Annotated in this window: 20 protein-coding genes; 6 read left to right on the forward strand and 14 right to left on the reverse strand. The window is 36.5% G+C overall.

Annotated features, from left to right (window positions below; all coding sequences use genetic code 11):
* Positions 1-673 precede the first annotated feature (673 nt).
* From A5821_RS05880 to A5821_RS05925, 10 genes are all read right to left on the reverse strand, one after another.
* The gene (locus A5821_RS05880; protein ID WP_086313647.1) at positions 674-2,065 is read right to left on the reverse strand and encodes an oxaloacetate decarboxylase subunit alpha; all 1,392 of its coding nucleotides are present in this window, start codon (positions 2,063-2,065) and stop codon (positions 674-676) included.
* On the reverse strand, positions 2,062-2,604 hold the full coding sequence (gene citX, locus A5821_RS05885; RefSeq protein WP_249921832.1) for a citrate lyase holo-[acyl-carrier protein] synthase: 543 nt from the start codon (positions 2,602-2,604) through the stop codon (positions 2,062-2,064). The genes A5821_RS05880 and citX overlap by 4 nt, the downstream gene beginning before the upstream one ends.
* Entirely contained in the window at positions 2,597-4,126 is a 1,530-nt protein-coding gene (citF, locus tag A5821_RS05890) for a citrate lyase subunit alpha (protein WP_086313649.1), read from the reverse strand. Before citF ends, citX begins: the two co-directional genes overlap by 8 nt.
* Before the next feature lies 1 nt (position 4,127).
* Positions 4,128-5,015 carry a citrate (pro-3S)-lyase subunit beta gene (gene citE / locus A5821_RS05895; RefSeq protein WP_086313650.1) on the reverse strand — a complete coding sequence of 296 codons (888 nt, stop codon included), beginning with the start codon at positions 5,013-5,015 and terminating at the stop codon, positions 4,128-4,130.
* Entirely contained in the window at positions 5,003-5,311 is a 309-nt protein-coding gene (citD, locus tag A5821_RS05900) for a citrate lyase acyl carrier protein (RefSeq protein WP_086313651.1), read from the reverse strand. The genes citE and citD overlap by 13 nt, the downstream gene beginning before the upstream one ends.
* 12 nt (positions 5,312-5,323) lie before the next feature.
* Positions 5,324-6,319: a [citrate (pro-3S)-lyase] ligase gene (citC, locus tag A5821_RS05905; RefSeq protein ID WP_086313652.1), complete on the reverse strand. Its 996-nt coding sequence runs from the start codon at positions 6,317-6,319 to the stop codon at positions 5,324-5,326.
* Positions 6,320-6,332: 13 nt separating this feature from the next.
* On the reverse strand, positions 6,333-6,458 hold the full coding sequence (locus A5821_RS05910) for an OadG-related small transporter subunit (protein WP_010760868.1): 126 nt from the start codon (positions 6,456-6,458) through the stop codon (positions 6,333-6,335).
* Positions 6,459-6,492: 34 nt separating this feature from the next.
* Entirely contained in the window at positions 6,493-7,608 is a 1,116-nt protein-coding gene (locus tag A5821_RS05915; RefSeq protein ID WP_086313653.1) for a sodium ion-translocating decarboxylase subunit beta, read from the reverse strand.
* 43 nt (positions 7,609-7,651) lie between these two features.
* Positions 7,652-8,047, reverse strand: coding sequence for an acetyl-CoA carboxylase biotin carboxyl carrier protein subunit (locus A5821_RS05920; RefSeq protein WP_086313654.1), 396 nt, complete (start codon positions 8,045-8,047; stop codon positions 7,652-7,654).
* Between the two features lie 222 nt (positions 8,048-8,269).
* The gene (locus A5821_RS05925; RefSeq protein ID WP_086313655.1) at positions 8,270-8,599 is read right to left on the reverse strand and encodes a hypothetical protein; all 330 of its coding nucleotides are present in this window, start codon (positions 8,597-8,599) and stop codon (positions 8,270-8,272) included.
* Between the two features lie 400 nt (positions 8,600-8,999).
* Here A5821_RS05925 and A5821_RS05930 point away from each other — a divergent pair, with 400 nt between their 5' ends.
* The 3 genes from A5821_RS05930 to citG all read left to right on the forward strand — a co-directional run bounded on the left by A5821_RS05930 (position 9,000) and on the right by citG (position 12,053).
* Positions 9,000-10,343 (forward strand): CitMHS family transporter, encoded by a 1,344-nt coding sequence (locus A5821_RS05930; protein ID WP_086313656.1) that lies wholly within the window; start codon positions 9,000-9,002, stop codon positions 10,341-10,343.
* Between the two features lie 134 nt (positions 10,344-10,477).
* Positions 10,478-11,182 carry a GntR family transcriptional regulator gene (locus tag A5821_RS05935; protein ID WP_086313657.1) on the forward strand — a complete coding sequence of 235 codons (705 nt, stop codon included), beginning with the start codon at positions 10,478-10,480 and terminating at the stop codon, positions 11,180-11,182.
* Positions 11,166-12,053 carry a triphosphoribosyl-dephospho-CoA synthase CitG gene (gene citG, locus A5821_RS05940; protein WP_086313658.1) on the forward strand — a complete coding sequence of 296 codons (888 nt, stop codon included), beginning with the start codon at positions 11,166-11,168 and terminating at the stop codon, positions 12,051-12,053. The genes A5821_RS05935 and citG overlap by 17 nt, the downstream gene beginning before the upstream one ends.
* 64 nt (positions 12,054-12,117) lie before the next feature.
* Here citG and A5821_RS05945 read toward each other — a convergent pair whose 3' ends face one another.
* On the reverse strand, positions 12,118-12,846 hold the full coding sequence (locus A5821_RS05945) for a response regulator transcription factor (protein ID WP_086314319.1): 729 nt from the start codon (positions 12,844-12,846) through the stop codon (positions 12,118-12,120).
* A gap of 111 nt (positions 12,847-12,957) precedes the next feature.
* On the opposite strand from A5821_RS05945, the gene A5821_RS05950 reads away from it, so the two are divergent.
* Together A5821_RS05950 and A5821_RS05955 are read left to right on the forward strand one after the other, a co-directional pair.
* Positions 12,958-14,808, forward strand: coding sequence for a sensor histidine kinase (locus tag A5821_RS05950; RefSeq protein WP_086313659.1), 1,851 nt, complete (start codon positions 12,958-12,960; stop codon positions 14,806-14,808).
* Positions 14,809-15,083: 275 nt separating this feature from the next.
* Positions 15,084-16,298, forward strand: a complete 1,215-nt coding sequence (locus tag A5821_RS05955; RefSeq protein WP_086313660.1) for a YdcF family protein — start codon at positions 15,084-15,086, stop codon at positions 16,296-16,298.
* 131 nt (positions 16,299-16,429) lie between these two features.
* Here A5821_RS05955 and A5821_RS05960 read toward each other — a convergent pair whose 3' ends face one another.
* Together A5821_RS05960 and A5821_RS05965 are read right to left on the reverse strand one after the other, a co-directional pair.
* Positions 16,430-16,771: a hypothetical protein gene (locus A5821_RS05960; protein WP_086313661.1), complete on the reverse strand. Its 342-nt coding sequence runs from the start codon at positions 16,769-16,771 to the stop codon at positions 16,430-16,432.
* Positions 16,768-18,066, reverse strand: a complete 1,299-nt coding sequence (locus tag A5821_RS05965) for a Y-family DNA polymerase (protein WP_086313662.1) — start codon at positions 18,064-18,066, stop codon at positions 16,768-16,770. Before A5821_RS05965 ends, A5821_RS05960 begins: the two co-directional genes overlap by 4 nt.
* Before the next feature lie 264 nt (positions 18,067-18,330).
* Between A5821_RS05965 and A5821_RS05970 the strand changes: the two genes are divergently transcribed.
* Positions 18,331-19,374 carry an AI-2E family transporter gene (locus tag A5821_RS05970; RefSeq protein WP_086313663.1) on the forward strand — a complete coding sequence of 348 codons (1,044 nt, stop codon included), beginning with the start codon at positions 18,331-18,333 and terminating at the stop codon, positions 19,372-19,374.
* A gap of 280 nt (positions 19,375-19,654) precedes the next feature.
* Here the strand turns inward: A5821_RS05970 and A5821_RS05975 are convergent, their stop codons facing one another.
* The gene (locus tag A5821_RS05975) at positions 19,655-20,170 is read right to left on the reverse strand and encodes a DUF5067 domain-containing protein (protein WP_086313664.1); all 516 of its coding nucleotides are present in this window, start codon (positions 20,168-20,170) and stop codon (positions 19,655-19,657) included.
* Between the last annotated feature and the right edge of the window lie 55 nt (positions 20,171-20,225).

The raw sequence follows: 20,225 nt of genomic DNA on the forward strand, positions 1-20,225 counted from the left end.
ATTGTTTGTTGGTAATCAAAAACATCCCTCCTAATTTAAAAGCGTTGCGAGTTCATTCAGCTTCGAATGAAAAATAGGAAAATATGAGGGTGGTGCTTTTTACCACAATCATATTTTTTCTTTTTTCCAAGAAGCTAACTCGCAAAGCTAGATAGATATAAGCGTTGCGAGTTCACTCGGCTTGAATGAAAAATAGGAAAATATATCTTAAATTCTTTCTCCCTCATTCATTTTAATCATTTAGCTTGTATAAAAATGATTCAATTCATATCTCTATATAGTGCAAAATATGCCCTCTCTATACACGACTTGATTTCAGCTATTATAACGGCATTATAAATAAATGTAAACCTTTATAACGATGAGAAAAGTTACATTAAGTAACTTCATAACGTAACATTCATGTCAGGTTCTAAATCCTTTATATATAAACAAATAATAAGATGAAACACAACTTCCCCCTAGCTAAAATTAGCCAATTGACATATTTTACACATTATTTTTTAATCTAAATTCCATAATAAAAAAACTAAAATCCCCCTTAAAACAACTGACACTTGCTAAGCTATATTTCACCTATTTCTCATGATTTTTACCGCTTTCATGTAAGACAAAATTTTTTTTTAACAACGTAAAAGAGTTGCAAAATCTGCTGACTTTGCAACTCTTTCTTTTATATGTCTAATATAACCTTTACTTCTTGGACTGGAACATCATAAAACCGATCTTCTCTTCTTCCTAAAAAATCTTTTCCTTGTTGTGGGAACAATGCATACATCAACACATCTTCTGTTGATTTTGCGTATTCTTCAATTTCTTTTTTGTATTCTTGAAGTTCAGGACTTAATAAATCCGCTGGTCTAACGGTGATTACTTCTTCTTCACCGATGATCAATTTCGTCATCTCTTTTGAAATTTCAACGGGTGGTTTGCCGTACAGTCCTTTAACATAATCTTTGATTTCTTTTGGAATCATTTTATAGCGTTCGCCGCTGATTACATTCATTACTGCTTGGGTTCCTACCATTTGAGATAGTGGTGTTACAAGTGGCGGATAGCCTAGATCTGCACGAACTTTGGGTACTTCTCTTAGGACTTCTTCGTATTTATCTGCTAGACCTTGCTCTGTCAATTGGCTTAACAAATTCGACAACATTCCGCCAGGAACTTTATAAATCAACGTTTTCGGTTCTGTGTCTTTTACTTTAGGATTCAATACGCCTTCTTCTCTAAATTTATCACGGATCGGATTAAAATAGTCGGCGGCTTCTGCTACTTTCTTCATATCTAAATGTGTATTGTAGCCTAAATTCTCTAATGCTAACGCCATTGATTCTGTGGCTGGTTGACTCGTTCCACCAGAAAATGAAGAAATCGCTGTATCAATAATATCCGCGCCTGCTTCGATAGCTTTCAAATAAGTCATCTCGGAAATACCGCTTGTGGCATGCGTATGAACTTCTAACGGTACTTGAATTTTGTTTTTGATTTCTGTGACTAAACGGTACGCATCATCTGGTGTTAGAATTCCTGCCATATCTTTAATACAGATAGAATCCGCACCCATTTTTTCTAATTCTGCCGTCAATCCGACAAAGTAATCAATCGTATGGAAATCACTAGTCGTGTAAGAAATCGCCGGCTGACAATGTCCGCCAAATTTTTTTGTTGCTTCAATTGAAGTTTGTAAATTTCTTGTGTCATTTAACGCATCAAAAACACGGATAATATCGATTCCGTTTTCAATTGATTTTTGCACGAAAGCTTCTACGACATCATCGGCATAGTTTTTATAACCAAGTAAATTTTGACCTCTTAAAAGCATTTGCAATTTTGTATGTTTAACTGCTTTTCGAATCGCTCTTAAACGCTCCCAAGGGTCTTCATTTAAGAAGCGAATACAAGCATCAAACGTTGCTCCGCCCCACATTTCTAAGGCGTGATAGCCTGCTTCATCTAATGTTTGAATGATTGGCAGCATATCACTTGTTGGCATTCGTGTAGCGATTTGGCTTTGTTGTCCGTCTCGTAAGACCGTTTCTGTAAAAAGGATTTCCTTTGTCATTTCATCTTTCCTTTCTCAATGAGTTGACTGATTGTTTGTTGCATTTCTGCTACGCTATGGCGTCTTTGTCTGCCGCAGATTTTGGCTTCTTCTTCACAAATAAAGCAACGTCTAGGCTGGTGATTTAATTCAGTGCGACTGACTGAATACAATATCTGTCCTTTTAAATAAACCACATCTAAGTCCATTAAGCGTCCATAATCATGGGTTTCTTCAACATCAATTAGTTTTCTTTTTAGTTCTTCTGGTATTTCATCAAGGACTAGATAATATTCAGAACCTGTTTTCAACTCGCGGTGTTTACGAGCAACTATTTGTTCAGGAGGAAATAGGGTATTGAGCTTTTTAATGACAGTTAAAAAGGCATTTCGTAGCTGCTCATTCGTTTTTACAGGTCCTGGAATATTCATCGTAGCGCTTAATAAGGTACATGTCGGATGTTTTTGTAAAAGTTCCTGCTGAATTTCTACTCGTTTTTCTCGGGTATTCAGCATTTCTATTAAAGTAATTGTTTCTCCTTTTAAATGGAACTTAGACATTTCTGACCACATCGATAATTGAACCATCGCGATATTCAATCAATGCAACAATTTTATCGCCATATTCGATGGCATCTGGTCTATCTACGATACTATAAGCTTTTTCTTGAAGTTCTTTCATCGTTAATTGCGGCACATCCAGTGCTTTAAAATGTTCGACTAAGTCTTGACGTTCTGGATTGATTGCAATACCAACTTCTGTCACCACGACATCAATGCTGCTGCCAGGTGTTACGACTGTATTAACTTCTTCGACAATTGTCGGAATGCGCCCTCTGATCAAGGGTGCAATCACTAAGCTCATTTTACAAGCCGCACTGGTATCAGAATGTCCACCGGATGCGCCACGAATGACGCCATCTGAACCGGTAATAACATTCACATTGAAATTCGTATCAATTTCAAGTGCAGAAAGAATCGCCGTATCCAATTGATTGATCACTGAACCTTTGCTTAGTGGAGATGCGTACATATTTGCATCGATTTCATAATGATTGTCATGTTTACCTAAAGAAACAGCGGATGGATGATCGAAATCTTGAACATCAATAATTTTTTCAACTAGTCCTTCCTCTAATAGTTCAACCATGGCATTAGTGATGCCACCTAAGGCAAAACTTGCTGTAATACCATCTTTGACCATCGCTTCTTTTAAAAATCTTGAAACGGCTAAAGCGGCACCACCAGTTCCTGTTTGGAACGAAAAACCATTTTTATAATAAGGCGAATGCGTGATTACCTTAGCTGCATATTCTGCAATCAATAGTTCTTTCGGATTTTTAGTAAAACGGGTTGCGCCCTTGGCAATGCCATTAGGGTCACCGATTGCATCAACTTCTACAACAAAATCCACATCTGTTTGCGGAATACTGATTGGGGTGTTTGGATAAGGCATCAAACTGTCTGTAATGATCACCACTTGATCGGCATACTTAGCATCGATCATCGCATACCCTAAAGATCCGCAGGTTGCTTTACCTTTTGTGCCGTTCACATTGCCATAAGCATCCGAACTTGGCGCACCAAGAAAAGCCACATCAATATGGATATCTCCTGCAGCAATTGCTCTAGCACGTCCACCATGAGAACGGATCACAACTGGATTTTCCATGATTCCTTCAGAAATCGCTGCCCCGACCTTATCACGTAATCCGCTAGAGGTAATATTTGTCACCACACCATTTTTAATGTGTTCGATCAACGGTTCATGAACATTTGCGATCGAGCTAGGGGCAATCGATAGATTTTTGATTCCTAATGCTGCAATCTCATCTAACACCATGTTCATCACAAAATCACCTTCACGAAAATGATGGTGGAAAGAAATCGTCATGCCGTCTTTTAGTCCTGTTTTTTCGATAGCTTCTCTTAAACTACCTAATAATTTTGTATCCCTTGGTCTGACAGGATTGATCGTACGGCTAGCTTCTTTATATTCATCAATATTCGCTAACTCACCTTTAAATAAACCGTATTGTTCAGCATAATTATCTGGAATTTCTTTGCCTACATTATTTTTCATTTTAGACTTCCTCCTCAGAAATTAATTTTGCTGCAATCGCCAGAGCAATCACTCGTTCTGCTCGTTCAACGATCGGTTTATCCACCATTTTACCATTGACTGAAATCACACCTGAGCCTTTCGCTTCGGCTTCACGAATACCCCAGATCACTTCTTTTGCATTTTGGATTTCTTTTTCAGTCGGCTCATATACACTATTTACTAAAGGAATTTGACGTGGATTGATCACTGATTTACCGTCAAATCCTAGTTGTTTGATTAGCTCGACTTCTGCTAAGAAACCTTCTGTATTCTCTACATTTGAGTACACCGTATCAATGGCCGCAATTCCAGCCGCTCTAGCTGAATGTAAGATAAAACTGCGGGCAAAAAACAATTCTTGTCCATCTGGATAGCGATGTGTTTTCATATTTGTTACATAGTCTTCTGCACCAAGAGCGATTCCAATCAACCGATCACTTGCCTGAGCAATTTCTCGAGCATTCAAAACACCTTCGGCAGATTCGATTGCTGCCATCATTTTAGTTGTCCCAACACTGATGCCGTATTTTGTTTCCATTTCAGTGATCACGGCTGCTACATCGACAATATCTTGAGCTGTTTCCGTTTTCGGTAGACGAATCACATCTACACCTGCTAAAACCATCGCTTCAACATCCTGACGTCCCACTGTATCCAAACCATTGATCCGAACCACCGTTTCAACCATTGAGTAATCAAAGGTCCGTAAGGCATGATAAACGAGTAAACGAGCACTATCTTTTTCTTTTAAAGAAACAGCATCTTCTAAGTCAAACATCAGCGAGTCAGCGCCGTATAAGGTTGCATCTCTTAGCATTGAAGCATTTGCTCCTGGTACAAACATCATTGTTCGTCTTAAGCGTTCCATGACTGAATCACCTGCCAATCAATGTTTTCTTCACCAGCCGCACGATAAACTGCTGCAATCGTGCGTGCTTCGATCGTACAATCTAATGCTCCTTTATCTACTGCACTGACTTTCACATTCGTTACCGCTAACTTTTCTAAGGTTTCTTGTATTTTAGCTCGAATCTGACGACCAAATTGTTTTTCAACACTACTATCTAAATCGATTTGAATCCCCTTTGCGTCATTTTGAGCGAGCGTGATCAAAATATCGCTTGATTCCGTTGTACCAGCGGATGCGTTTTGCTTAATTTCCAAAATGGACACCTCTTATTCTTTTTTTTGGTTCATGATTTCTTTGAATGTACTATTAGGAACAAGCGATTTTATTTCTTCATAGGCTTGTTCTTTCATTAAAGCTCGGACTCTTGAAGCACTAATTACTTCATCATCCACTTTTTTTCTAGGTAAAATAATCAGGTTCAATGCAGAAGAAAACACATTTTCCATTGCTTGATTATAGATGCTTGTCACAGGTGACAACGGCTCTTCCCCGACGAATCTTTTCGTGATATTTAAAACGGGTGCAATTTTCTCTTTAAATAAAGTTGCATCTAGTTCTGCTTGGACTTTCGCAATATTTTCCTTTGCTTGATTTTTTAGAAAATAGGAAGGAAATGTTGCACTTGAAACCATATATTCTCTTGTTGGTAAAACGACAACATTCGATAAGTGCTTGACGCCTTCTTTCACCAGTTTAAAACGCGTCTTTGCATCAAATAAGGAGCGTTCCTCAGACAAAACAAAGAGATAAACAGTCTGCGCACATTTTGCCGCTTCTGTCACTAAATATAAATGACCATTTGTAAATGGATTAGCATTCATTACAATTGCTGCATTTTGTTTTGTCATTTGCTGATGCTTTTTAAGTTCCGCTAAATAGTCTTCAAAATCAGGAAAGCCCTGCTCCATAAAAACCAGTTCAGCTGTTGCCGCAATTTCAGTAAAACCTAAAGAGCGAAACAACTTACTAGTTTTTGGTTTTGTATATAAGAAATAATGCTGATATCCTATTTCCTGTAATCTTTCTCGTAAAGCTTGAACAATTTGAGAAAGCAGATTTTCATTTTGATAGGAAGAATCAATGGCAATACATTTTAAAATGTTCCTAAAAATCGATCCTGTTCCAATCAGTTTTTCCTGATCATAGATACCAATCGTATAGTCTAACTGGTCATCTGGTATAAGGTCGGCGTTAATCAAAAAATCTGACCACTGCTGTTTTCCTGCCAAATCTCGATCAAGCCAAATTCTTCTGATGTTCATTGTTTAACACTTCCTAGCTTTTCGGTGGGAATAATTTATTTAACATAAACGACGCAAAGTAAATCACGAAAATGACAACAAACACGCCACCCCAACCAAAAACCAATAGCTCTAATGATTTTAATAAATCAGCTGACATAAACAAGCTCCTTTCCTTTTCTTCTAGTCAAACGCTACGCAAGCAAGGCTAATAATAAGCCGCCCGCAATAACTGAAGCAATCTGTCCAGATACATTTGCACCTGCTGCATGCATTAAAATAAAGTTCTGTGGATCTTCGTCTGTTGCCATTTTTTGAATCACTCGACTAGACATTGGGAATGCTGAAATTCCTGCTGCACCAATCATCGGATTGATTTTTTCTTTTCTAAATAGATTCAATAATTTGGCAAACAAGACACCACCAACTGAATCCATTACAAAGGCAACTAACCCCAAACCAATAACCATTAACGTATCAATTTGTAGAAATTCTTCGTATTGCATTTTTACTGAAATTGCCAATCCTAGTACAATACTGATGATGTTTACTAGCTCATTTTGCGCTGTCACAGATAAACGATCTAAGACACCACACTCACGCAGTAAATTCCCAAACATTAAAAACCCAACGAGTGGAAGAGAAACTGGTGCTACCAATCCTGCGACAACCGTAATTACGATTGGGAATAAAATTTTCGCTGTTTGTGATACTTCACCAGCACGGTAAGTCATGCGGATTTTACGTTCTTTTTTCGTTGTAACGGCTTTGATCGCCACTGGTTGAATAATCGGGACCAAGGCCATATAAGAATAAGCTGCCACCATAATCGCACCCATATATTTCGAATTTAACGTGTTGGCAACAAAGATTGATGTTGGACCATCCGCTGCTCCGATAATGCCAATAGAAGCTGCATCATTTAAATCAAAACCTAATAAAACGGCCGCAATAATCGTAAAGAAAATCCCAAATTGCGCAGCGGCACCGAATAACAATAAAAATGGATTTTGTAATAATGGCCCAAAATCGATCATAGCGCCAATTCCGATAAATAGTAACAGCGGAAATAACTCAGTCGAAATTCCTATATCAAACAACACTTGAAACGGACCAGCATCTCCGCCAGCACTTAGTACACCAGAATTAGGAAAATTGACTAAAATCGTCCCTAATCCCATTGGTACAAGTAAGGTAGGTTCATACTCTTTTTTGATTCCCAAGTACATCAGGATGCCTCCGATGACCATCATTACAATACGTCCCGGCTCCTGCCCCATTCCTACTACACCTTCAATTAATGTTTCCACAAACGTCACTTCCTCTTTTATAATTGAACTACTTTTTTCTTATTTAACCGATTGTAACTAATGGTTCTCCTGGATTGACCATATCACCTTGTTGAACATGAATCCCTGTGACCGTACCTGCTTTACCAGCTACAATTTCATTTTCCATTTTCATGGCTTCAAGAATCATTAATGGTTGATTTTCCTGAACCGTGTCTCCAACATTTACTAAAATCTTCAAGATTGTTCCAGGCATAGGTGATGGCATTGCATCACTTCCAGCCGGCGTGCTCGCTATAGGAGCTGTTGTATCCGCTTGTGTAGGCGTTGGTACCGCTTCTGCCACAGGAACTACTGGTGCGACTGGTGCTGCGATTGGTGCTTGTGGCACGCCACCAATTTCTTCCATTTCTACTAAATACTCTTTTCCATCAATTGAGATTTTGAACTTACGTAACATTTTTTCTCCTCCTAAAATTTAATCTGTAACAACGTTCCACTTCGCTTCACATTGTACTTTTCAGCATCAGTTCATTTCATTCACTGTGATTCAAAGCAAAGTGTAATGGGCTCGTTCAGGTTCGACTGAAAAATAGGAAATCATGACTGAGGCGCTTTTTGCCTCTTTCATAATTTGTCTTTTCTCAGAAAATCTGACCGACACCATCAAGTAATCAAAAAACTAATTCGTTCTTTTTTCTTTGATTGATCGAATAACAAAATGACTCTGCGTATCATCAGCCGATGCAATACTGGTAGCAATCGCAGAAACCAGTTGTGCTTCTGGATTTCTTTTTGAAATGCGTTTAATAGTAAACTCACTTTCTGGTCGATCGCCAGCCGCAACTGCTGTTGCAATCAATGAAACAAATTGATATTCCTCATTCTCTACTGGAATATATCCAGCAATTTCCTGCCACTCATTTTCTTCTTTTACTATAGGAGAAAGTGGTTGTTTATCTGATTTCATTTCTACTTTTTCTTTATTAAACAGCCGTTCAAATAGACCCATGAACTCACATCCTTTCTGTTTATGAATTCATTATAGGTAAAAACGATTACAATAAAATGAAATCATCAAGCCTGAATTGTTCTTTCGCTGTTCCTCTTCACGCAAAATCCTTTAAAACACAAAAAAACGCTGATATATCAACGTTTCTACGCATTTAAGGTTTTATTAATATCTTATTAACATCTCTTTAAGAAACCGCTCCCATTTGTGTTTTTTTGGTGTTCTTTTTCCTCTTCTCGTCTATTTATCTAAACTTTCTTCGATTAAACTTAGCCTTGTTAAACGAAACAAGAAAGGGCTTTCTAAATTTACCTGACTGTTATTTTTCTATAGACCCAACACCACAAAGAGAGGCCCGATTGTTTCGGAAAACGAATTTAGTGTTGAAGGAGAGAAAAAAATGTTATTAACTGTTTTGTCTTATGTGATGATCATCGTCTTTATGTTTGTCATCATGAAAAAGAAAATGTCACCGTTTACAGCTTTAGTTTTGATTCCACTTATTTTTGCTTTGATCGCAATGTTTGCGGGTGTTTCTAAGAAAGGCTCTATTGGAGACTTTGTTATGGAAGGGATTAAAACGACATCCACTACTGGTATCATGTTATTGTTTGCCATTCTTTATTTTTCAATCATGTTGGATGCTGGGTTATTTGACCCAATCACGAAAAAAATGATCCATATTGCTAAAGGCGATCCGATGAAAGTACTGATTGCTACAGCTGTTGTTGCAGCAGCCGTTTCTCTTAATGGAGATGGAACGACTACAACCTTGATTTGCTGTTCTGCTTTTATTCCTATTTATAAAAAATTGGATATGAAATTAATGAACTTAGCAGTCATTGTTATTTTGCAAAATACGATCATGAACTTACTTCCTTGGGGTGGACCAACAGCTCGCGCGATGAGTGTGTTGAATGTTGGGGCCGAAATTTTGGCTTACTTGATCCCTGGAATGATCATTGCCTTGCTTTATGTCATTTTCATCGTAGCGCCTTCTATGGGTAGAAAAGAGCGTGCTCGTCTTGGGATCAAACAACTGACAGACGAAGAAATCGATGCTATGACAACTGTTACAGATGAAGAAACATTAGCGATCCGCCGACCTAAAATTTGGTTATTCAATGCGATCTTAACGATTTCATTGATTGCCTTGTTAGTAACAGACTCATTTGTAGGTCTTGGATTACCTCCGTTGTTCTTATTCTTAACAGGTACAGTGATTGCTTTGATGGTCAACTATCCTGTCTTAAAAGACCAATCTTCTCGTATCGGTGCAAATGGCGGCGATGCTGTGCAAGTTGTTATCTTAGTGTTTGCTGCTGGTGTCTTCATGGGGCTTTTCCAAGGGACTGGTATGGCAGATGCATTAGCTCAAAGTTTCACAAAAATCATTCCAAATCAATTGGCTGGTTTCTGGGGCTTAGTCATTGCGTTGATTTCAGCTCCTGGTACTTTCTTTATTTCAAATGATGGATTCTACTTTGGTGTCTTACCTGTCTTAGCCGAAGCGGGTCGCGCTTATGGTTTTACCGATATGCAAATGGCTTTAGCTTCCTTGATGGGACAAGCATTCCACTTGTTAAGTCCATTGGTTGCCTTCATTTATCTATTACTTCGATTAACAGGTTTAGATATGGGGCAATGGCAAAAAGAATCAGCTAAATGGGCACTGGGCATCTTCATCATTTTTGTTGTAACAATCATCTTGACTGGTCATATGCCGCTTTATATCCCACAATAATTAGTCTTGTTCATTGAAAATCGCACAATTCATAAAAAGATTTGTGTGATTTTCTTATCTTTTTCTTAGCAATACAGAATTAAAATATTCATTTATTTTTCCTACTATTAATTAATCACAAGAGGAGTAATCAGATGAGTAAAATATCAGAAGCAGTTGGAAAAAATTTAGATTTAAGTCTTAATGAACCATTGAAAGAACTCGTTTATAAAGCATTTCGTAAAACAATTATTCTTGGTGAGATCCCTGCTGGACAACGGATCAATGAAAAAGAATTTTCTGAGGTAATGAATATTAGCCGCACACCGATTCGCTATGCTTTACAAAAATTAGTTGAAGAAGGATTAGTCGATCACGTTAAAGGAGTTGGGATCATTGTTCGAGGAATTTCACTCAATGATGCGCATGAAATTTATGCGATTCGAAAATCTTTGGATGTTTTAGCTACGATCACAGCAATGAAGGAAATGACCTCTGACGATTTTGATGAATTAAAAGCATTATTAGAAGAAACTGAACAGTTAAATGAAGAGAACGAAATCGATCAAGTCTTACAACGTTTTTCAGATTTTAATGAACTGATTTATGAAAAAAGTAAGATGTTACGCTTAAAATCGATTGTCATGAAATTACGTGAGTACCTCGTCTATTTTCGAGACATTTCGATCCGTTCTAAAGATCGAAGAGACAAAGCGTTGAATGAACATTGGTTGATTTATAAATGCATGCTTAATCAAGAAGAAACGCAATTAGAATTGTTGATTACTGAACATTTAGATTATTCTCAGTCCTTTATTCTCAAAGAAATGGAAAAGCATTTAAATGAAACAGATAAATAACAACGCGATCCAAAAACAAATCAGTGCATTTGCGTTAGAAGCATTACTATACGAAGCAGGTCTTTATCCTAAACCCGGTCTAGTTGATCCGAAAAGCAACGGCGCACATTCAGACATGAATTATTTTACTTTTATTGATAGCAGTGCAGCTCTTGCTCCATATCTTACGAAATACGTTGATGTAGGTTTTTCTCATGAAGGTAGTCCGTTTGATCTATTTAAAAAAGTTCGGGTAATCGGACGCCAAGCAGAGTACGCAATGTTACGTGAAACAAATGGCATCAATACTCATAAAGGTGCAAATTTCTCTTTAGCATTACTTTTAAGTGCGACAGGAAAAATAATAAGTGAGCAACAACTTGCTATTCCCTTTTCTGAACAAGACACATCTGCAGTTTTTGACTATGTCAAGCAGATGACAAAAGGCTTACTTGAAAATGATTTTATTGGTCTAGCTCAAAAGAAACAATTGAGCCATGGAGAAAAACTTTATTTAGGATATGGTATCGTTGGGATTCGAGGCGAAGCAGAATTAGGTTATCCTGCACTCCACAACATTGCGTTGCCGTTTTTAAGACAACACCAGACAAGTGAGCAACGAACACTATTTTTACTATTGCTGTTGCAGTTAATGGCTACGATCGAAGATTCTAATTTAATCAATCGCGGCGGTATTTCGGCTTGGCAAAATGTCCAAAAGCAATCGGCTGACCTTTTAAACTATTTTTCATTCAGTTCTTCAGAAACAGAACTAGAAAAAGCGTTGATTCTTTTTGATCAGCAACTGATTCAAGAAAATCTTAGTCCAGGCGGTTCAGCTGATTTATTAGCCCTAAGTTTCTTTTTTGGTCGATTAGAAGGTCTATTTTAAGTTTTACATAATCAATCGAATAAAAACAGGTGATGACCATGATCGATCACCACCTGTTTTTTATTTAAACACTAGCTCCTGCCTCTTTGCCTTCTGGATTAAACAGATAGCCAATCCCCCAAACTGTTTGTAAATATTTCGGCTTTTTGGGGTCATCTTCGATTTTGTTTCTTAAATAATTGATATAGACTGTGATCAGATTTTTGTCCATATCTCCATCACTCCAGACACTTGCATAGATCTGCTCTTTGCTAAATACTTGATACGGATTTTCCATAAAAAATAAAATCATCATGATTTCTTTAGATGTCATATTTACGATTTCGCCATTTTTACTAAATTGATATTGATTTTTATCAAACGAAAATATACCCTCTTTTAGTGTAGTTTCTTCACGTTTTTGATTTAGTGTTAGTAATTGCTCAGTTCGATTTAATGTACTGAGAACTTGTGCTCGTAAAACATTTGGCGCAAAGGGTTTAGAAAGATAAACATCGCCTCCTGATTCTAGACCACTGACGATATCTTGCTCGCTTTTTTTCCCACTGACAAATATAATTGGCGTCAAAGGTTGCTGTTCACGAATCAATTGAGCCAAATGGTAACCATCATTTTCATGCTCTAAACTTACATCTAAAAGAAATAATTGAAACTCGACTCGATTCATGATATCTACTGTTTTTTCGATCGTGTCACTTTGGTACACCAACAACCCAGTTGATTGAAGCGACTTCCAAATCAATCGGCGAATTGCAGGATCGTCATCTACCACTAAAATTTTTTCATTTCGCAACATGTACACCTCATTATTCTTTTTACATTATCTATACAATAGCGGAATTATCTTTAAATTTCAACATGAACTTGTTATGATATCAACAGACTTTCAAAAGGAGCTAGACCAATGAAACGAACAAATAGAATTGTGAACATCATGATTGCCGCAATGATTACTTTTATTGTTGTATCTGTTTTTTTTGCAATTCGTGGGTTCTCCGTTATTCGCAAAACAACTACTGCTAGCGGACAAGATTTTTTGCTGCAGTCAACAGAATATGTTGGCAAAGTGATTCAACTTTCTATGAAAAACCGCCATCAAGCTCTTAATTATCTAGCGATTGATGGTAATTTGAAAAACAGTGATGATCCAGTAACATACTTAAAAAACAGCGCTTCTTCTCTAAATACATTTTTTGATTCTCTAAATAATGAAGCAGATGCACTTTTTTATATAGAGCCTGACGGTACACCATTATATGCCTTTCATTGGGATGCTAAGAAAAAGCAGGTCTCCATTGCCGATATCCAAACGATTCGTCCTTTTATCAGTCATGACCTCTCACTTAAACAGCTACTAGATAAACCAACTGCTCAAAACGGTGATTCGTACTTTATCGACAAAAAAGCCTATGTTAATTTCTATCAAGAAATTAAAACAAGTTCTGGAACGCTTGATGGTTATTTGATTTTACCATTAAAATTAGAAGCTTTTTATAAAAATTTTCTACAGGATTTTGAATTAGACTATAAAGGCTATCCAATGATCAAGGATCGTTCGATGACTGTTGTCATGCACCCTGTTAAACAACAAGTGGGTTTGGATATCATCAATGGGCGGGAAGAACTTTATCCTGACTTCGACTATTCTGATTTAAAAAGACTGGAAAAATATCAGCTAAACCATGATTCTGGAAAGCTGACTTATAAATCCTACTGGTGGGATGAAGATACACCGACTGAAGTCTTAAAAATAAGTGCATTTGAATGGATCGATGTAGGTCTTGCTCACTGGGTCGTTGCACTTAATGCGGATTATAATGAACGAAACGATGATATCATTAATTTTGTGATCGTTTTATCTTTCCTTTTAGTTTTATTATTGCTATTGATCATTATCTGCTCACTCTTTATTCATAATTTTAGAAAAAAAGAAACGATCGAAGCAGAAAATCGACAGTTGATCGAAAAACAAAAACGACAAAAAATGCAACATCAGCTTGAACTAGAACTTTATCAACGAAATAAAATGGAAACAGTTGGTCTATTAACGACCTCAATCGTCCATGATATGAATAATTTTTTAACACCAATTATCGGCAATACACAATTGCTATTGGAAGAACATCAGGATGATTCTGTATTAAAAGCAGATTTAGAGGAAATTCTCCATTCTGCTCAAAAAGGAAAACAACTATCATCCAATGTATTACGTTTTTCTAAGCCGCAAAAAAGCGTTCAGGAATGGATGGACATCTCTGCAGCTATCGGAGTAGCCACACACCTGATTGGAGAAATCATTCCTAAAAAAGTGCAGCTTACTCTAGCCATTCAAGAAAATCTAGGAACAACTAAATTAGAAGAAACAGATTTACAAAATTTAATCTATAACTTGATTACAAATGCTTATCAAGCAACAAAAGACAATACAAATAAACCTCAGAAGATTCAAGTAACTGTTGCTCCTGCCACAAAAGAACTAACAGATCTATTAAAAACGGACAGTCACCGAATGAGTCACATTGACAGTTTTGTGACATTGGAAATCTCTGATAATGGTTCAGGAATTCCACCTGCATTAAAAGAAAAAATATTTGAACCTTTTTTTACAACGAAATCTGCCGATGAAGGGACTGGTCTGGGCTTATTCGCAGTGACCTCGATCGTTGCAAAGTATGAATGGCATCTTTCACTAGAATCTACAGAAGGTCATGGCACAAGCTTCTTAATAACATTTCCGGTCCATTCATCTAAATAACATTAAAATGGACAAGATTGAAACAGAAGTGTTTATCCAAATTTCACATGGTCGAGACAAAAGCGTTCAACTCCAAGTAATAAGCCGAAGGAGTTGCTTTTTTCTCGCCATTTCTTTGGATTTAAGGCCCGAAACAAAACCGATTTTTAGTTTTTGTCTCACTCACGTCTATTTTTTACGGCAACAATCAAGATATCTAATTAGGCCTTATAGTATTTTTTTCTCTCATTTTTCGTTATACTAAGATGGAAATCATTTATTGAAGGAGTTCTATTATGGGGAATTATTTTAGTATTTTTATTGGTATTATTTATCTTATCGGCGTATTCATGATCCCGAAATGGCGCCAAAAAAAGGTAAACCAAGATTGGAAATTTTATGAGTTGCTTTGGTTTTCAATTTGTTTTATTGTCTATGTCATTCATTTAGAAGTACGACTTCATACGTACTACTTTTTGATCCCGTCATTTTTTTTACTACTTTTTCTTTTTTGTTATTTTAAAGAAAAGCGCAGACTGGTAAATGGGTTAGTATTTAATTTATTTCTAGTTATTGGTATGACCTATTTGGGTTCTTTACTGGTTAGAACAACAGATCCAGTATTGCTCATTTTAGCAGGGATCACTGGTATTTTCTTGTTGTTGCTTCTATTTATCGGACTTTATGCCTTAGTTGTTTTCTTGTATTGGAATGCTATCGTTGTGATGCGTAAAGAAGGTCATTCTTTAGCCAACCTATTGACTTTGCTTTTAGCGATTGGCTTGACAGTCTTTTTGATCGTTAATTATTATTCCTCTCGAGTTTTACCATCTTGGGCATCTTTATTATTTGGTATTTTACCTTTATCTATGTTCTATTTTTCCGTTGTTTTTTACAATTTTTTAACGATTTCGATGATTTATCAGTTTAATCAGCCAAAATATGAGCAAGATTTTATTATTGTTTTAGGCTCTGGTTTAATTGATGGGAAAACAGTCCCCCCACTTTTAGGAAAACGGATCGAAAAGGCAGTTCAATTTTATAAAGCCCAAACCCGCGCTACTTTGAATTCACCTAAAATCCTTATGTCCGGCGGAAAAGGTGATGATGAACATATTGCAGAAAGTCTTGCCATGAAACATTATGCCATTGAAAAAGGTATTCCTGAAGAGGATATTTTAGTTGAAACAAATTCAAAAAATACTTTAGAAAATATGAAATTCTCTAAAGAAATCATGGAAGCAACTTTTGGCGGGACAGACTTTCATGCGATTTTTACTACTAATAATTTCCACTTATTTCGTGCGGGTCTTTTTGCCAAAATGGCTAATCTGAAAGCAGATGGTATTGGAGCCAAAACTGCTCTTTATTTCTTGCCAAATGCTTTTTTAAGAGAGTTTATCGCGATCGTAATGATGCACAAACGACGTCACATGATTATATGTGGGTTGATTGCTTTGATGATGATTCTCTTAGCATTAGCTGAGTTTTTCCTAGTTCCTACTACCTAAAATCAAAAAACGGTGGAAAAAAAGCAGCTCCTTCGGAAATAAGCCGAAATTCACAAAATTTGAAGAATAATTTTCGTGAATTCCTTCTTATTTCTGGGAGCTAGGTGCTTTTGCCTCAACCTCGTTTTTCTTTAATGAAGCTGTACGTGACGAATCTCATCATAACCAATCTTATGACCATCTACATAAATTCCTAATTCATCATGTCCCTGAATCTTTCCAATAATATCCGCTCCGTAATTCCCTTCGCTATCCAATTCTTCTTTTTGAATGTTCACTTCAACTTGATTTTGAAAAGCTAGAGCTAATACTTCATCAATCTCCAGCCAACTCATTTGACTCTTTTTTTCAGCTGGCTGTCTTTTTTTCTCTTGTTCAATGATTGCCGTATGTTCAGATAAATAAAAGCCTGCCCATTTCTTCATTTTTCGATCTTGGTACTGTTCAAAATAGTAATCCCGTTCCTTGCTCATTGCAAGCCCTCCATTCCCCCAGCGTGTCCACCAACTAATGATGCTCTTGAAATTGCTGTACCACCAGATGAAACTGAACTTGCATGAACCAGCGAAACATAGCCAAAACGTTGACGAATCTCATCAATCAGCTGATCTAACTTTAGTTCTTTTAGTTGTTCATCCGGCTCATGAAATAAATCCAGTTGTACATAAGTATTATAATTCAGTTTGGAATAAGTAATCCCAATATGTCGTACTTCCTCACCGTGCCAGTGCTGTCTAAATATCATTAGACAGTATTCAATCAATACTTTACTGCTATTCGTCAGCGGGACTTTCATTTGCCTTGAAAATCCTGTGCCCCCTGCCTTACTAGCTCTTGAAAATCCGATAGATAAATGAACACATTCAGTCTGACAATGCGCTTTCCTCAGTCTAGCTGCCACTTGCTCTGCCATTTCCCGGATCACAACTTCAATCTCATCTTGTCTCAAGTAATCTCGCATCAAAATCTGAGAATTATTGTATGATCGTTCTTCTGGGATATATTTTTCGGATAAGCGGCTTCGATCGATGCCGTGCGCATGAGCATACAACTGTTCTCCGATGATTCCTAGGTTTCTTTTAAGACTATTCAAATCAGCATGAGCCAAATCGTAAATGGAACGAATCCCCAGATTATTTAAGCGTTTCGCCAGTCGCTGACCTATTCCCCACATTTCAGTCATGGGATCGATTGTCCAAACTTTTTCAGAAACATTCTCATAATGCCATTCAGCTACTCGTTGCTCATTGTGCTTAGCTTCAATATCCATAGCTAATTTGGCTAACAAAGGATTATCACCAATCCCGATCGTAATCGACAAGCCAGTTTCTTTTTTGATTCTTTGCTGGATGATTTGTGCTAGTGCCATGGGTGTTTGTCCAAACAATCTCCAACTAGCTGTCACATCTAAAAACGATTCATCGATCGAATAAATATGTAAGTCTTCTTCTGCTACATATTCCTTATAAATTGCATTGATTTTCATGTTTTCCTTGATATACTCATTCATTCGTGGCGGGACAATCACTAGATCTGGGTGATTTGGTACATCATATTTGCGTGTTACATTCGTGATGCCAAGGACTTCTTTGGCTTTCGGAGAAGAAGCTAAAACTAAACCACCAGTATTTTCAGCATGACTCATCACGACCAACATTTTTTCCATCGGATCGTACTCTCTAGCGACACACTCAACTGAAGCATAGAAGGATTTTACATCAATACAAAAAATCACTCTTCTAGGTTCTTTTTCATAATCAAAAAACATAGTAACCCTCTCCTTGGTTTATTTCATAACCAATTATACGAACATACGTTCCTTTTGTAAAGGGGAACAACTTTTTAAATTTTTGACTGATAAAAAATAATTTTTTTAGAATTATAAAGGAAACTGCTATCTTAATATGCAAAAAAGCATTATAGTTATCTTAATATGTACTATTATTAAGAGTATAAGGTGAGTCTTTGCTCTTATTGATTTGTTCCCTTATATGTAAAGGGTACAAATCATTCATTAAAAGGAGTGAAAGCCATGTCGATTTATGAAAAGTTTATTCAAAATGAACGATTAAGACGTTTTTTCGTTTTAGCTGTTGTTATCTTTATTTTATTTTTAGCTAGAAGCATGATCACAATGATTTTATTAACTTTTATTTTTACGTTTTTAGCACTTCATTTCGTAAAATTTGTTCAGCGTTTTTTAAAAATACCGTCGCTCATACTTGTTTTAGCAACCTATTCTTTGATTGTCTTTTTAGTTTATCTGGCTATAACAAAGTATATGCCGGTTCTGATTCATCAAACAGTCCAAATGTATAATTCTGTTGTACATTTTTATCAAAATCCAACTGATAGTCACAATCAATTATTGATGATAATTAATGAATATATAGAAAAATCTAACTTGATGACCCAAATTCAAAATGGTGCAAGTACGCTCTTACGTTATATTCAAGATATCGGTTCTATTGGACTTTCCTTTGTCCTCTCTTTTATTTTAAGTTTCTTTTTTATGATCGAGAAAAAACAAATGGCAGAGTTTTCTAAGTTATTTTTAAAGAGTGATTTTGACTGGTTCTTTCAAGATATTTACTTTTTTGCAGATAAGTTTGTGAATACCTTTGGCGTCGTGATGGAAGCTCAATTTTTTATTGCTGTCGTTAATACTGGTATTACAACGGTTTGTCTGGCTTTGATCGGTTTTACTCAATTACCAAGTTTAGCAATCATGATTTTTATTTTGAGTTTGATTCCCGTTGCAGGTGTGATCATTTCTTGTATTCCACTAAGTTTTATTGCTTATTCTGAAGGCGGCATCAATGATGTTATCTATATTTTAGTCGTCATTATTGTTGTCCATTTATTCGAGTCTTATGTATTGAATCCTAAATTTATGTCCAGTAAAACGGATTTACCGATTTTTTATACCTTCGTCATTTTATTGATCAGCGAGCGACTATTCGGTGTTTGGGGATTGATTGTCGGTATTCCAATTTTTACTTTCTTTTTAGATATCTTAAAAGTTAAACCAATCCATTCCGACATCGATAAACTCTCTAATTCGTCAAATGAATAAAAAAAGAAAGTGAACGACTGGAGATAATCCAGACGTTCACTTTCTTGTGGCTTTGGCTGTTTTCGTATTTGGAAAATCAGTCAGGCAGCAAAGACTAATTGATTTCGGACCAAATAACTCTATCTTAACTAGCTACCTGTTCCAATAAACCCAATACACGGCCATATATAAGGAATATTATCCAATTCCTTTGCTCCCTTTGAAGCTAAAAACTAGTCATTTTCTACTGAAAAAAATGCTAGCTGAACCACCTTTGTTCAACCCTTTTGAAGATTTCAAATTACTGTAAGATAAACTCTTTTGTCAATTTCACTTTATCACTGAATAATTTCGTTGCTTCAACCGATACTGGTGTTGTCATGTCCGTTAACTTATAAGGAACTTTTAAATTCAGTGTTGCTCCTGGTTGAATCTCAGTCATTGAATCTACATACCCAGATTCTGACATAATTGCTAACTGCAACGCAATACCATTTTGAAAAGCCTTCGTTGTGATCGACGTTAAAAACATTGCATTTTTATCGCTGTTATTCGTAAATTCATAATCGATCACACCTACGTCTTCTCCGTTGTAATCTTTTGCAAACGATAGTTCCTTGATAGCAACGTGATAATCACCTAAATCACCAGCATCTGTTTCAGCAGGAACTTCTGATTCTTGTTTTTTAGTAACCTTACTTGTCGTTGCCTCTTTTTTTTTCGTTGTGTCTTCTTTAGAATCAGAACCCATATTAGCTAGAACACCACCTACTACTAAAACACCGACACCGATCAAAATAATTTTCTTCACGTTCATTTTTTTGTCTCCTTTGTTATTTAGTCCGTTAGTACACATTTATACTACTGAATAA

This window comes from Enterococcus sp. 7F3_DIV0205 (assembly GCF_002141365.2).
Lineage (GTDB): Bacteria > Bacillota > Bacilli > Lactobacillales > Enterococcaceae > Enterococcus_L > Enterococcus_L palustris.